Annotated in this window: 10 protein-coding genes; 5 read left to right on the forward strand and 5 right to left on the reverse strand. The window is 66.8% G+C overall.

Features of this window, described 5'->3' with window-relative positions:
• The coding region (locus HMPREF1138_RS03825) for a ribokinase (RefSeq protein ID WP_009056769.1) at positions 1–692 on the reverse strand (692 nt) is incomplete at its 3' end.
• 165 nt (positions 693–857) lie between these two features.
• Between HMPREF1138_RS03825 and HMPREF1138_RS03830 the strand changes: the two genes are divergently transcribed.
• The gene (locus tag HMPREF1138_RS03830; RefSeq protein ID WP_009056765.1) at positions 858–2288 is read left to right on the forward strand and encodes an MFS transporter; all 1431 of its coding nucleotides are present in this window, start codon (positions 858–860) and stop codon (positions 2286–2288) included.
• 126 nt (positions 2289–2414) lie between these two features.
• Here HMPREF1138_RS03830 and HMPREF1138_RS03835 read toward each other — a convergent pair whose 3' ends face one another.
• Both HMPREF1138_RS03835 and HMPREF1138_RS03840 read right to left on the reverse strand, forming a co-directional pair.
• Complete coding sequence (locus HMPREF1138_RS03835; RefSeq protein WP_039936768.1) at positions 2415–3308, reverse strand: 1,4-dihydroxy-2-naphthoate polyprenyltransferase; 894 nt, start codon at positions 3306–3308, stop codon at positions 2415–2417.
• A 43-nt stretch (positions 3309–3351) separates the two neighbouring features.
• Complete coding sequence (locus tag HMPREF1138_RS03840; protein WP_009056774.1) at positions 3352–4674, reverse strand: AMP-binding protein; 1323 nt, start codon at positions 4672–4674, stop codon at positions 3352–3354.
• A 206-nt stretch (positions 4675–4880) separates the two neighbouring features.
• Here HMPREF1138_RS03840 and HMPREF1138_RS03845 point away from each other — a divergent pair, with 206 nt between their 5' ends.
• Together HMPREF1138_RS03845 and HMPREF1138_RS03850 are read left to right on the forward strand one after the other, a co-directional pair.
• Positions 4881–6323, forward strand: coding sequence for a L,D-transpeptidase family protein (locus HMPREF1138_RS03845; RefSeq protein ID WP_009056764.1), 1443 nt, complete (start codon positions 4881–4883; stop codon positions 6321–6323).
• A gap of 637 nt (positions 6324–6960) precedes the next feature.
• Entirely contained in the window at positions 6961–8694 is a 1734-nt protein-coding gene (locus tag HMPREF1138_RS03850) for an alpha-glucosidase (protein ID WP_009056768.1), read from the forward strand.
• A gap of 50 nt (positions 8695–8744) precedes the next feature.
• Here HMPREF1138_RS03850 and HMPREF1138_RS03855 read toward each other — a convergent pair whose 3' ends face one another.
• Positions 8745–9827 (reverse strand): hypothetical protein, encoded by a 1083-nt coding sequence (locus tag HMPREF1138_RS03855; RefSeq protein ID WP_009056767.1) that lies wholly within the window; start codon positions 9825–9827, stop codon positions 8745–8747.
• A 233-nt stretch (positions 9828–10060) separates the two neighbouring features.
• Here HMPREF1138_RS03855 and HMPREF1138_RS03860 point away from each other — a divergent pair, with 233 nt between their 5' ends.
• The gene (locus HMPREF1138_RS03860) at positions 10061–11221 is read left to right on the forward strand and encodes a hypothetical protein (protein ID WP_009056770.1); all 1161 of its coding nucleotides are present in this window, start codon (positions 10061–10063) and stop codon (positions 11219–11221) included.
• 77 nt (positions 11222–11298) lie between these two features.
• On the opposite strand, the gene HMPREF1138_RS03865 is transcribed toward HMPREF1138_RS03860, so the two are convergent.
• Entirely contained in the window at positions 11299–12279 is a 981-nt protein-coding gene (locus HMPREF1138_RS03865; RefSeq protein WP_009056776.1) for a 1,4-dihydroxy-2-naphthoyl-CoA synthase, read from the reverse strand.
• A gap of 347 nt (positions 12280–12626) precedes the next feature.
• Here HMPREF1138_RS03865 and HMPREF1138_RS03870 point away from each other — a divergent pair, with 347 nt between their 5' ends.
• Positions 12627–13685, forward strand: a complete 1059-nt coding sequence (locus HMPREF1138_RS03870; RefSeq protein ID WP_009056761.1) for an o-succinylbenzoate synthase — start codon at positions 12627–12629, stop codon at positions 13683–13685.
• The last annotated feature ends 158 nt before the right edge of the window (positions 13686–13843 follow it).

Raw genomic sequence — 13843 nt, forward strand, 5'->3', positions numbered from 1 at the left:
GCCCCCGATGCCCACGCTGCGCCCTGCGCGCCCAGCGTCACGACGACGTGGCGCGGACCCATGCCTCGTAGCGCCCGTGCCACGCCGATCGCCTCCGTCGGCGTCGCCGGTGCCGGCATGCCCAGCGTCAGCCCGGCCTCCGTCTCGTTGACCACCAGGATGTCGACGCGCGACAGCGTTGCCGGGTCGATTGGGCGCGCGGGCGCCAGGTTGAGCAGGACCCGCGCGCCAAAGGAATGAGCCCACTCGATGGCCGCCGCGTTGGCCGCAGGGGGAATCTCGGCCTGGAGGACGACGATGTCGGAGGGGGCGGGGAACAACGAGGCCTTGGCGTGGGCGATCGATGACGCGCGGTTCGCGCCCGCGTCCAGGATGATCGTGTTCTCCCCGCTGGCGGCAACCGTGATGAGCGCGGTTCCCGACGGAGAGTCGACCTCGCGCAGGTGAGAGACGTCCACGCCGTGGGCCGCGAGATGCGTGCGCAGGCTGTGGCCCGCCAGGTCGGTGCCCACCGCCCCGACGAAGAGGGTGGGGATGCCGGAGCGGGCGGCCGCGGCCGCCTGGTTGGCTCCCTTTCCGCCGAGGCCGTAGGTCAGGGACGAGCCGGAGAGGGTCTCTCCGGGGGCGGGGAAACGGTCGACGGTGACCGTCACGTCCTGATTGATGGAACCGACAACGATGACGCGTGCCATGGACTCTCCTATGTGATGGGTGCTTCATTGTGCCATGTCACAGGCTTCGTTGACAACTATCGGGGCGCGAAGTTTGGCGAGTTTTCAAGGATTAAGTGCAACTTAATTCGTCAGCCAGTTTCCTGCAATACTACTAAAGTGACGCTTTATGGTGAACTATCGGCCGTGCGCACACTCCGATTCCTCGTCTCCACACGCCCGGCAGCCCCCTCCTGCCGCGTCGACACCATCCCCTCCCAGGTCATCCAGGCGGGGGCCGCGGCCTCGGCCGCCACGCGCACGGCCGCACCCAACAAGGAAGGCGCGGCCAGCCCCGCGAGCGTCCTCCTGTCCCTCCTGGGCATCTACGCGCTCGGCACCGTCTCCCTCCAGGGCTTCAACCTCGTCTACCTGCGCGTCGCCGCCGACATCGGCGCCGGCGACGCCTCCGGCCTCATCACCGCCATCCCCGGCATCGTCCTCGGCGTCGCATGCTTCCTGTACGGCACCCTCGGCGACTTCATCCCCCTGCGCCGCATCGTCGACGTCGGCGTCGCCCTCATCGTCGCGGGCTCCCTCCTCGGATTCGCCTTCTCCTCCTCCCTGACCGGCATCATCATCGCCCGGGCGCTCCAAACCCTCGGCTACCAGGCCGCCGCCTCCGCCTACATGATCCTCGCCACCGGTATCACTGACCCCAAGCGCCGCAGCCTCTACGTCGGCCTCATGTGCGCCGCCTTCCAAGGAGGAACCGCCATCGGTATGCTCTCCGGGGGCCTCCTCGCCGACGCCAACTGGGCGCTCCTCCTCCTCATCCCCCTCGGCGGCCTCGCCTTCGTGCCCATCATGGGACGGCGCGTTCCTGCCCGCGCCCACACCGGGCGCGTCGACGTCGTCGGCCTCGCGATCTTCTCCGCCCTGGCACTCCTGCTCACCCTGGCAGCCTCCAACCCCTGCTGGTGGCTCATCGGCGGCCTCATCCTCGGCGCCGCCGCCTTCTGGCGCTACATCGGCCGCGCCCGCGCCCCCTTCATCACCCGCTCCTTCTTCACCAACGTCCCCTGGGCGCGCTCCGTCAGCCTCATCGTCATCGTCTACTGCATGAACTTCACCGTCGCGCCCCTCATGAACGGCATCGGCGCCGCCTACTACGCGATCACCCCCGCGCAGGTCTCCGTGCGACTCCTGCCCGCCTACTGCGTCGCCCTGACCACCGCCATGAGCTCCGGCGCCGTCATGGCCCGCATCGGCCGCGGCGCTACCGTGCGCGGCTGCGTCGGACTGATCCTCGCAGGCACCGCGCTTCTCGCCCTGTGCATGAGCGCTGGCCCCTGGGTCATCACCGCCTCCATGTGCCTCATCTACGCCGGCTTCGGAGCCCTCTTCACCCCCATCTACGACACCGTCTTCGCCACCGTCGCCCCCGGGCAAAACGGCCGCGCCGTCGCCATGAACGACCTGGCCATGCAGGGCAGCGCCGCCATCGGCATCGGCGTCTTCACCCCCTGGCTCGCCACCGGCTCCTTCCGTGGAATCGCCCTCGTGTGCGTCGCCGCGGCCGCCACCGGCATCGCCGGGGACTGGGCGCACGAATACCTCTACCGCCACGGCCGCTGAGCGGCTCCCCGGCGCGAGGCCGCCGGACGCAGGCTGTGAGCGCGAGGCCGCCGCGCGTCGTTCGGACCTCACGCAGCCCCGCCTGGGCGCGTGCCGCGCTCAGTGCACCCCGCCCAGGCCTCGTCCCTACGACAGGACCAGCGCCAGCGCCGCGAGAAGCGCCCACGCCAGCGTCGAGAAACCCGTATTTCGCAGCACCGCGATCAGCGCGCGCCCCGAGGCCCCCGTCAACACCGGCAGACTCACGCCCGCCGCCCATCCGGCCGCGCCCACGCCCAGCGCGCACGTCGCCAGCGGGTGCAACCCAATCGCCACGCCCATAACCGCGATCAGCCCGACCGGAACCCACACGCACGCCGCAAACACCCAGCGCGACGCCCGATCCCCGAGACGCACCGCAGCCGTCATCTTGCCGGACGCACGATCCGTCGGAATATCGCGAATATTATTCGCCATCAGCAGGGCCACCGACAGCAGCCCCAGCGCCGACGCGCTCACCCACAGCCACCACGGCGCCGACTGCACCTGCGTCCACGACGTGCCCACGCACGCCAGCAACCCGAAAAACACGAAGACCATCAGCTCGGACAGGCCGATGCCCATGTACGCGTAAGGGTGCTTCCCGCCCGTGTAGAACCACGCCGCCACCACGGCCGCGGCGCCCGCAGCGATCAGCCACCACGTGCCCGAGATCGCGACCAGCGCCACGCCAGCGACGCCCGCCAACGCAAAACAACCCAGCGCGGCACCCAGAACGGTCTTCGGCTCGGCGAGGCCACCTCCCGTCAGACGCGCCGGCCCCTGACGGTTATCGTCCGTACCGCGAATCCCATCCGAATAGTCGTTCGCGTAATTGACCCCCACCTGCAGGGCCAGCGCCACCACGAGCGCCAAGCACGCCCGCCCCGCGTCAAACCCGCCCATGTAATGCGCGGCCGCCGACCCGACAATCACGGGTGCGGCGGCAGCGGGCAAGGTGCGCAGGCGAGCGCCTTCAATCCAATCCGTCACGGTAGCCATGGCCACCAGTGTAGTTGCAGGAAGGCCCCCGCTGGGAAACGGGCTAGCGCACCCACTCCCGTTCGGTGCCCGAGGCCTCGCTCGTGGCCTGTGCAGCGGCGGCGCGGTCGATCTTGTCGAAGCCCAGGTACGGCAGCTCCTCCACCGCGACGACGCGGCGCGGCGCCTGCGCGCGCCCAATGCGAGCGGCCGCGTGCTCGCGGACCGCCGAGCCGAGCTCCGCCATCTCCAGCGAATCCGACGGCATCTGCTTCGGGACAACCAACGCCGTCACGATCTGGCCCCACTTCTCATCGGGGGTGCCCAGGATCCACGCGTCCGAAATGCCCTCGTAGGAGCGCACCGCGCGGCGCAGGGGCCCCGGCGCAATCGACAGGCCGCCCGAGGTGATGACGTCGTCCGCGCGGCCGCTCACTTCCACCTTGCCCGAGGCCCGGATGATGCCCATGTCTCCCGAAACCAGCCAGCGGTGGCCGCCCTCCTCGAAGAAGGGGCTTTCCGCTTCCAGGTAGCGCGTCATCAGGGTCGGGCCGCTGAACGCCAGGCGCGTGCGCCCGTCCCAGTCGACTGCACGGATTGTCACGCCGGGCATCGGCTCGCCGTCGTACACGCAGCCGCCCGACGTCTCCGTCATGCCGTAGGTGGTGCGCACCTTCAGGCCCGCGTCCAGGGCGCGTTGGAGCAGGTTCTGGCTGATCGCCGCGCCGCCCACGAGGATCGCCGACAGGGAACGCAGGGCGTCTATGACCTGGTCGCCCGCATCGAGGCACTGCACGAGCTGCGTGGGCACGAGTGAGAGGTAGCCCGGCATCTGGTCTTGGGTGACGCCCGCGATCGCGGGCAGCAGCGCCGCCGGGTCGAAGCCCTGCGTCGTGTCCACAACCTGCGGGTTCGTCTCTGCGACCGCGGCGCGCAGGAGGACCATCGCGCCGGCGATATGGTGCGTGGGTAGCGCCAGGATCCAGCGGCCCGGGCCGTCCAGTGCCAGCTCCGTGGCCTTCGCGGAGGCGATGAGGGCGTCGGTTGAGAGGCCGACCAGTCGAGGCTTGCCGACGCTGGAACCCGATGTCGCGATGACGAGGTCGACGCCGTCCAGGAAGTGCGGATCGTTGGTGATTCGATCGGCGAGGCCGGGGTAGTCCTGCTCGGGGAACGCCTGCTCGGGCGTCGCCGCGGACCCGCGCAGCGTGGCCGGGGGGACCAGGGCGGGGTCGCGAAGGAAGACGACGGTGTGCGGCGCCGGGTGATTCGGGTCGGCCTGTCGCTCCTCGTAGAGCTCAACGAGCTTGTGGATCGAGGCGTTCGCCAGGGCGACGGCGTTGATCGCCGTGCCGCCGGGGACAACTAGAATTCGCGGCGCAGCCATGGTGAGCCTCCCAAGTTCGACAGCAAACGCGGATATAACAAGCATAAGGGCTTGCGTTCGTGCTGGTGGAGAGCCGCTTCGCGGCAATGATCACGTTTGGTGCGTGAATCCTTGATGGTGCGGTCAATTTTTATGTGGCACACTGCGCAGCTGAAATTTCAACCGTCTACTTTCGTGAGCCTGCTCGAGGTTATAGGATGGCGACGATGCTCAAGAAACTTTCCGCTAAAACCAGGTGGGCGATCGGCGCGGCGTGCGCCCTCGTCCTCGTTGTCGTCTGCGCCGTCATTGTCTACGCGGCGAACTACTCCGGCCGCGTGCTGCCGGGCACCACCGTCGCCGGGACCGCCGTCGACGGCATGACCCGTGACCAGGTCATCGCTGCCGTCACCTCGCGCGCCGACGCAACGAACGTGACCCTCACCGTCGAAGGCAAGGCCACCACGGCCTCGCTCAATGAGGCCGGTATCACGGTCGACGCCGAGGCTACCGCCGACGAGGCCATGAAGGGGTCCACCTCCCTGCCTGCCTTCGTCGGTGCCCTCTTCTCCGAGCGCACCGTGGAGCCCGTGACCACCGTCTCCGACGACTCCATCAAGAAGCTCGCGGCGACCGTCAACTCGACCCTGACCTCGGAGATGAAGGACGCGCAGGTCATCGTTGCGCCCGACGGGGAATCCTTCACCGTCATGCCCGCGCAGAACGGCAACGGCATCGCGCCCGACGAGGTCGCCGCCGCCGTCAAGCAGGCCGGCGCCACCCTGACCTCCGTCAGCCAGGACGTCTCCGTCTCCCAGATGGAGCCCTCCATCACCACCGAGGATGCCCAGGCAGCCGCAGACAAGGCCAACGCCCTGCTCGATACCGAGATCGAGCTCTCCGACGGCATCGACACCTTCTACGCCGAGCGCTCCGACAAGGTCCAGTGGTTCGAATTCCTCACCAAGGACGACGGAAGCCTCGACGAGCCCAGCATCAGCACCGTCAAGGTCGCCGACTGGGTCAACGCCCTGGCGGCCACCACCGACGTCAAGCCCGAAAATCGCGTTGAAAACGTGGATTCCTCCGGCAACGTGCTGACCACCGCCCGCGAAGGCAAGAAGGGCCTGAAGACTAACAACACCGAAGAGATCACGAAGGGCGTCGTTGCCGCGATGAGCGACGGCACCCCCTATGAGGGCCTCTTCCACTACGACGACGTCGAGCCCGGCTCGGAAACCAAGCAGGTCGCCGAAGGCACCGAAAACCTGGTCTATCAGGCCGCCGAGGGCGAGAAGTGGGTCGACATCAACCTTTCTGACGCCTCCGTCACCGCCTATGTTGGCGGCAAGGTTGCGGGCGGGCCGTTCTACATGGTGCCCGGCGCCCCCGACACGCCCACCGTCACTGGCACGTTCCACGTCTATCTCAAGTACGACGTGCAGACCATGCGCGGCGAGAACGCCGACGGTAGCAAGTACGAGACCGAAGGTGTCCCGTGGGTCACCTACTTCACCGGCTCCTACGCGATGCACGGCGCCCCCTGGCGTTCCTCCTTCGGGTGGAGCGGCTATGGCGGCTCCCACGGCTGCGTGAATATGCCCGTGGACGCCGCGAAGTTCATCTACGACTGGACCGACATGGGCGACACGGTGGTCGTTCACTACTGATAGCCCATGCTCGAGCATCGGGGGCGGGCCGGAACCGAGAGGTTCCGGCCCGTTTTCTGTCACCGCGCGAGGGGCACGAGAGCTGCGGGCGCGGCGCTGGGCGTACTGATGGTTCTCGGATCGGTGATGCGTAGGCAGATGGGTTGCGGTTTCGCGGATAGGTTGTGCGTATCCGGATAGCTTAATAACCTATCCGGATGTTCGTTACCTATCCGGACGTTCGTTACCTATCCGGATGTGCATGTATCAAGGTGTTTCGGCGCTCGTCGCGGTGTGAGGTCGTTGTGGGTGGCGCGTTGTGCACCGTGCTGGACCTGCTGGAGTGGTTCCACCGCAATGTCGCACGTAATTTCTATGTAAACCTTTCAAACCTTGAAATCGCATCGTTGGAATTGCAACGTTTGTGGGGTGTGTTGAAAACTGACCGCTGGGAATTACGTGCGAGATTTATGGGGACACCTTAGGGTGCTTGTGTCGGCGTGTCGTCGCAATTCCCCCGGCTGGCGGCTGCGCGGCCTGCGAACTTGGCGCGGACCCTGAGACGCGGTAGTCTGCGGCTGATGGCTGACAGTAAGCCGCTAGTGACATGCGGCTAACGGCTGCATACGTAGGTTCCCCGACTCTCGGCAGGTGCTCCATGTTCTTCTCTCGCGATGCTCTGAACCCCGCAGGCAATGGCCTCGGCCCCGACGAGTGGTGGAAGGGCGCGGTCGTCTACCAGATCTACCCGCGCTCCTTCAAGGATTCCAACGGGGACGGCTTCGGGGACCTTGCGGGGATCCGCTCCAAGCTCGACTACCTGAAGGCTCTGGGCGTGGACGTCCTGTGGCTCTCGCCGATCTACGCCTCCCCGCAGGCCGACAACGGCTACGACATCGCCGACTACTACGACATCGATCCCATGTTCGGGACGCTCGCGGACTTCGATGCCCTGCTGGAGGGCGTCCACGAGAGGGGCATGCGCCTCGTCATGGACCTGGTCGTCAACCACTCCTCAGACGAGCATCCCTGGTTCGTCGAGTCGCGTTCCTCCCGGGATAACCCGAAGCGCGACTGGTACATCTGGCGTGACCCTCGCCCCGGGTGCGTGGGAGGCGAGGCCGGGGCACAGCCCAACAACTGGGGGTCCTTCTTCTCCGGCTCGGCCTGGGCGTGGGACGAGGCCACGGGGCAGTACTACCTGCACCTGTTCCACAAGAAGCAGCCCGACCTGAACTGGGACAACCCCGACGTGCGCGCCGCCGTCTATCGCATGATGAACTGGTGGCTCGACCGCGGCGTTGACGGATTCCGCATGGACGTCATCAACCTGATCTCGAAGGATCCGGGCCTGCCTGACGGCGTCGTCTATCCGGGGCGCGCGTGGGGCGAGGGCTACCCGCATTTCTCGCAAGGCCCGCACCTGCACGAATACCTGGCCGAGATGCGCCGCGAGGTGTTCGACGGCCGCGCCGGCACGATGACGGTCGGCGAAACTCCGGGCGTGCGCCGCGACAACGTCCTGCTGTTCACGGACCCGGCCCGGCGCGAGCTCGACATGGTGTTCCAATTCGACCACGTCGACCTCGGCCTCGAAGCGGGGAAGTTCCACCCGCGCCCGCTGCGCCCCGGCGAGCTCGCCGACTGCCTGAGCGCCTGGCAGGAAGCGCAGGGCGAGGTCGGGTGGAATAGCCTCTACCTGGATAATCATGACCAGCCGCGCGCCGTCAGCCGTTTCGGCGACGAATCGCACCGCTACGCCTCGGCGACCGCCTTGGCCACCGCCCTGCACATGCTGCGTGGCACCCCCTACGTGTACCAGGGCGAGGAGCTCGGCATGACCAACGGGGCGTTCCATGGCCTCGACGATTTCCGTGATGTTGAGGCGCTGCGCTACTACCGCGAGGCCGTGGCGGCGGGGGAGAGCCCCGAGGCCGTCCTGGCAGGTATGCGCGCGATCGGGCGCGACAACGCGCGCACGCCCGTCCAGTGGGACGCGAGCGAGCACGCCGGCTTCACGGAGGGGGACCCGTGGATTGGCGTCACCCCGAACTACCGGGAGATCAACGCCGCCTCCCAGGTCGGTGATCCCTCTTCCGTGTACGCCTACTACCGGGCGCTCGCGGACATCCGCCACGGCCTGCCCGTCATCGCGGTTGGCGCATACGAGCGCATCGCGACCCCCTCGACCGCTATTTTCGCCTACCGGCGCACCCTCGGCGAGGCCGTGGCAACGGTCCTCGTCAACCTTTCCTCACAGCCCGCGTCCCTCGGCGAGGCGGCGCGTGGGGTGGCAGGCGAGCTGCTTCTTTCCAACCGTGACCTGCCCGAGGCCGAGCGGGGAGTCCCGGCAGTCCTGGAGCCGTGGGAGGCGCGCGTTTACCTCGCGTGAGGGGCGCGTGGCCCCTGGGTGCTGGCGTATGTTCGTGTACACGTCATGAATCATTTATCCAGAGTGCACTCCAGCGTTGGCGTTGCGCCGTCGTAAGCGAAGTCGATGCGGCATTCGTAGGAGGCCGCTTGGGGGAGGCGCTTGCCGGCGTTGGGGTCGGTGGGGCCTGTTCCTACTATGAGGGTGAAGCTCCATACCGTCGAGAACACCGGTGACATTGATGGGCCTGTCCCTACTATGCGGGCGAAGCGCTTATTCTCCAGTGGACCGATGAAGGGAGGGTCGTTTACCAGGTCCAGTGGTTCAGTGGAGAATGCGAGGGCTCCGCAGGTGCGTTGTCGCGCGGGGTCTGGCGTGCCGGTGCGGCAAGATGCCGCGAAGGCTTCGCTTTCGGTTTGGATCCATTGGGTGAGCTTCTCGCTCGGCTCAATTGTGAAGGGGGTGGTCCTCCACATGTTGGTGCGGATTTCCCCTGCCCCATCGGCCAGGGGGTGCTCGTAGTTGAGCGTCCAGTACTCGGGGTTCTTGGGGGTGGCCTCCATGCGGTAGCTGCCGGGAAAAAGGTAGTACCAACCCTGGGGGTTACTGACCATCACGTCGCCGACGCGAATGCTGCGCAGGCCGTCCGTGTCGATCAACGTGGTCATCGAATCATACGAAGAGGCGTCGATCTTCCACATGCCGAGCTGACCGTTCCTCCTCGTGGTCTCATCGAAATGCATGTTGAAGTAGTGGGCGTCACTTCTGCTGGCGTTGAATCGAACCGTGCCCTCGATCTCCGACGGGTTGTTGGGGGCTGCGCGCCCCTCGAAGGAGACTTTCGAGGGGGCGTGCGCGTGTGCGGCATCCGTTAGGAAGTCGCGCGAGTCTTCGCCGTCGAAGAGGGGCGCTTGTTCTGGAAAGTATCTCTGGGCCTCGTCGTACTTCCCGTCTTTGACGAGGTCCATGTAGCGGTTCCACGCATCCAAGGCGGTCAGATCAGACAGGTACACGTAGTTCGACCAGTATCCCCCTCCTGCGATGGCGGCCACGAGGCCCACGCACGAGGCCGTGGCGATCCAGCGCTTGCGCCGCGACGGGCGCGTCAGCGAGGCTACCTGAGCGTCATACCTTGCTGTTTCAATGCGTGTCATGGATCCTCCCAGGGTGTGCAACATCGAAAGGTAGCAAGTGGACGATCGGTGACGCAAGCACCTGAACATTCCGGGGCATCAGTTGTCGGGAGAATCCTCCAAGCGCGGTGCGTTGGTTGGGAAAGGCGTTGTGCTCCTCCTGGGTCTTGGTGGTGTGGTGGGTTACTGAGGGTGCTGTTGTTCGATAGTATGTGGAGCGGTCAGGTTTTTCGCTCCTACGTGAGAGAGGCGCTATGACGGCGAAGAAGCTTTATCACCGCCTGTACGCGCGTGTGGTGCGGACTCGGCTGCGTTGGTCTGCGTCGCCGCCGGTATTTTTTGCGCGTAAGCGGTACTGGCTCTCAACGATGGTGGCTGTTGCTGTTGTGATCGGCGCGGTCGCCTCGGTGCTCGCGTGGCGCTCGCACGTTGAGCGGGCGAACCGGGAGCTGGACGCGCAGGCTCTGGCCGGTGCGACCAGCGTGGTGAACGCCTACTGCGATGCGATCCTAAAGGGAAACGTTGACGAGGCAGCCGCGATGGATGGCCTCGCCAATTCCACCGACCCGGAGTGGATGCTCACCGATGCGGGTGAGGATTTCAGGGTTCCGGTGGGTACTCATATGTCTCTGGCAGTGTCTGAGGGGATGCTCTCGCCGGACAGACTCACTGCGACCTTCGAGATCACGAGTACTGATAACTTCGGGAGGGGCACGCCTGAGCATATCGAGATGGTGGCGCGCCGTGAGAGCCTGGATGCGCCGTGGATGATCGCTACGAGCATGGCGCAGACTGTGACGGTCGAGTTGCCCGCCGCCACGACTGAGGTTCTCTTCAACGGCACTACCATTGCTTCCTTTGACCCCGTGGCGGAGTGGCCGGTCAAAGGACGGGCCCTCACGTTGACCCTCTACCCGGGGGAGTATGAGATCGGCGCGCGCTCATTTAGTAGCGAAGCGCGCCTCAGCTCGTTGCCTGGCAAGCTTCAGCAGCTCTATCGAGATGACGAGTACGGCGCAGTCCGGTCTCGGTTCGACGTTGAGCTGTCGAGTACTGGCGCCACGACGGTGAGGCCCTTCACTTTCGATGGCACTGTCTTGCGAGCGGAAACAGAGATCGAGCTCGTGGAGCTCATCACGGAGTGTATCGACACGCAGGGAAGCGCATCGCACCTGTGCCCCGACGCGACCACAAACGCCCCACCGAGAGTCAAGCAGGGTGACCTTCGTCAGGAAATCGAGTACTACGACATCTCCGTGACCATGGACTCTCCGACGACCTTCACGATTAAGAGGCTGCGCTTCCCGGACCCGGCGCCCGGCATGGCCGAGTCATACACGGGCAGCGGCACCCTGTCCTACGATGAGAACGGTGACGAAACGATCACGGGCATCACGCTCACTGCCCGCGAATAGGGGGCGCATAGAGGAGGCCTCGGGGTCGCGTCCGCGATCCCGAGGCCTCCTGGCACAGTCGCCCGGTGGGCCAGGCCTCAGTAGTAATAGGGGTAGTCCTCCCAGCGGGGAGCGCGGTGCTCGAGGAAGGCGTCACGCCCCTCCTGGGCCTCGGCCGTCATGTAGGCCATGCGCGTGGCCTCGCCCGCGAAGACCTGCTGGCCGGCCAGACCGTCATCCGCCAGGTTGAAGGCGAACTTCAGCATGCGGATGGCCTGCGGGGACTTCGTCGCGATGGTCGCCGCCCACTCCAGCGCGGTCTCCTCCAGCTGCGCGTGCGGCACCGCGCGGTTGATGACGCCCCAACGCTCGGCAGTCTCAGCGTCGTAGCGCTCGGCCAGGAAGAAGATCTCGCGCGCCCGCTTATCCCCGGCCTGGCGGGCCAGCAGCGCGGAGCCGTAGCCGGCGTCGAAAGATCCCACGTTCGCGTCCGTCTGCATGAAGGCCGCGTGCTCGATCGAGGCCACCGACAGGTCCGCCACCACGTTCAGCGAATGCCCGCCGCCCGCCGCCCAGCCGGGAACCGCAGCGATGACGACCTTCGGCATCGTGCGGATCAGGCGCTGGACCTCCAGGATGTGCAGGCGTCCGGCGCGCGCTGGGTCGATCTGCTCGCGGCGCTGGGCGGTTGCGGCCTCGGGGTCCGCGCCCTCGACCTCGTAGCGGTAGCCGTCCCGGCCTCGGACCCTCTGGTCGCCGCCCGAGCAGAACGAGTATCCGCCGTCGCGCGCCGACGGCCCGTTGCCCGTCAGAATGACGGCCGCGACCGAGGAAGTCTGGCGCGCGTGGTCGAGCGCACGGTACAGCTCGTCGACCGTGCCCGGGCGGAAGGCGTTGCGAATGTCGGGGCGATCGAAGGCGATGCGCACCACCGGCATGTCCGCGCCCTCGGGGCGTCCATCCGCCTCGGGTCCGCGCGAAATGCCGCGGTGATAGGTGATGTCGGAAAAGTCGAAGCCCTCGACCTCGCGCCAGCGGGTCGGGTCGAAGGTGTCGGAGACGAAGGGCAGAGCACTCATGCCTCGGATTCTAATCGACGAGGCCGGGGCGGGGAAGGCGCGAGGAAGCCCGGGTCCGCGCGTCGAGCGGGCGTCGTATCTGCCGTGACCTCGCGGCGTATCGGGCGGAGGGACCCGCAAGCTAACCGCACGGAATGAGGCGTGTCGGAAGGGGGAAGGGGCTCACGTTGACTAGTCACATTTGATGTGACGTATCATATAGCGCTATTTGCCAGGCGTTTGGTAAGGGGAAAGAGTCTGTCACTTCTCAATGGTTAGCGCAAAAGGGACGTACAAGTGTCAGTGAGAACGAGTTGAGGATAAGTGCAGGTTGCGCGACAATGTTACCGACATGTAAGGAGGGGTCAATGAACGCATCGCAACAGGCGACGCTCATGCGCATCCCCATGCGCACGCTGAGCCGTCAAACGCGGTACGCCCTCGAAGGCGTTGACGACATCTTGGTGTACAAGGTAGCGATGACCACGCGCTTCCGTGGCGTGACTCGCCGCGAGGGACTCCTTCTGCACGGCCACGCCGGATGGGGCGAAGCGGCCCCCTTCTGGAACTACGACGACGCCGAGTCCTCGCGCTGGCTGGCCGCCGCCCTCGAGTCAGCGCGCCGCTTCCCGCCGGTGCCCCGGCGTAAGTACGTGCCCGTCAACGTCACGATTCCCGTGATCGCCCCCGAGGATGCCTACGAGCGTGTCAAAGCCTCGGGCGGGTGCGCGACCGCGAAAATCAAGGTCGCCGAACCCGGCGTGAGCATCTCGCGCGACTGTGCGCGCATCGCCGCCGTCGCCGACGCGCTGCGTCAAACCGTCGGCGGGCAGGCCACGATCCGCCTGGACGCCAACGGCGCCTGGGAAGTGGACGAGGCACGCGCCGCGATCCCCGCCCTCGTCGAGGCGGCCGGAGTGGTCCCCATCGAATACGTCGAACAACCCTGCCTGACGGTGGACGAACTGGCCCAGGTGCGCCGCAGCGTCGACGTGCCCATCGCCGCCGACGAGTCCATCCGCCGCGCCGAAGACCCCTTGGAGGTGGCCCGCAAGGAGGCCGCCGACGTCATCATCATCAAGGTCGCGCCACTGGGCGGCGTCCGCTCCGCCCTGCGGGTCGCCCGCAAGAGCGGCCTCGGCGTCGTCGTCTCCTCCGCGCTCGAAACCTCCGTGGGCCTGTCCGTGGGCGTCGCCGCCGCCGCGGCGGTCCCCGGCATTCCGCGCGCAGCAGGGCTGGCCACGGCCTCGTTGCTCGTCGCAGACGTTACCACCCCGCTCGTGCCCGAACGCGGCCGGCTGCCCGTGGGGCGCCTCGAGCCTGACCTGGAGCTCATCGACCGGACCCCCGGCGACTCCGACCTCGCGTCCCGGTGGGGGATGCGCCTCGAAGGCATGGCTGAGCACCTGGGGGCGGGTGCCCGGTAGGCTGGGCGCATGCCCTCCGTCGATACCGCACGCGTGATCCTGTCCACCCTGGACGCCCTGGGCGTCACCCACGTCCTGTACTGCCCCGGCTCGCGCAGCGCACCCTTCGCCTACGCCCTCGAATCGGGGGCCTTCGGAGGGCAGGCGCGAGCCGTCCT

The sequence above is a fragment of the Actinomyces sp. ICM58 genome, from assembly GCF_000283035.1.
Taxonomy (GTDB): Bacteria; Actinomycetota; Actinomycetes; order Actinomycetales; family Actinomycetaceae; genus Pauljensenia.

Coding starts and splice junctions, on each gene's coding strand:
- HMPREF1138_RS03835 (WP_039936768.1), bottom strand. CDS start 3,308: ATGGCTACCGTGACGGATTGGATTGAAGGCGCTCGCCTGCGCACCTTG.
- HMPREF1138_RS03840 (WP_009056774.1), bottom strand. CDS start 4,674: ATGGCTGCGCCGCGAATTCTAGTTGTCCCCGGCGGCACGGCGATCAAC.
- HMPREF1138_RS03845 (WP_009056764.1), top strand. CDS start 4,881: ATGCTCAAGAAACTTTCCGCTAAAACCAGGTGGGCGATCGGCGCGGCG.
- HMPREF1138_RS03850 (WP_009056768.1), top strand. CDS start 6,961: ATGTTCTTCTCTCGCGATGCTCTGAACCCCGCAGGCAATGGCCTCGGC.
- HMPREF1138_RS03855 (WP_009056767.1), bottom strand. CDS start 9,827: ATGACACGCATTGAAACAGCAAGGTATGACGCTCAGGTAGCCTCGCTG.
- HMPREF1138_RS03860 (WP_009056770.1), top strand. CDS start 10,061: ATGACGGCGAAGAAGCTTTATCACCGCCTGTACGCGCGTGTGGTGCGG.
- HMPREF1138_RS03865 (WP_009056776.1), bottom strand. CDS start 12,279: ATGAGTGCTCTGCCCTTCGTCTCCGACACCTTCGACCCGACCCGCTGG.
- HMPREF1138_RS03870 (WP_009056761.1), top strand. CDS start 12,627: ATGAACGCATCGCAACAGGCGACGCTCATGCGCATCCCCATGCGCACG.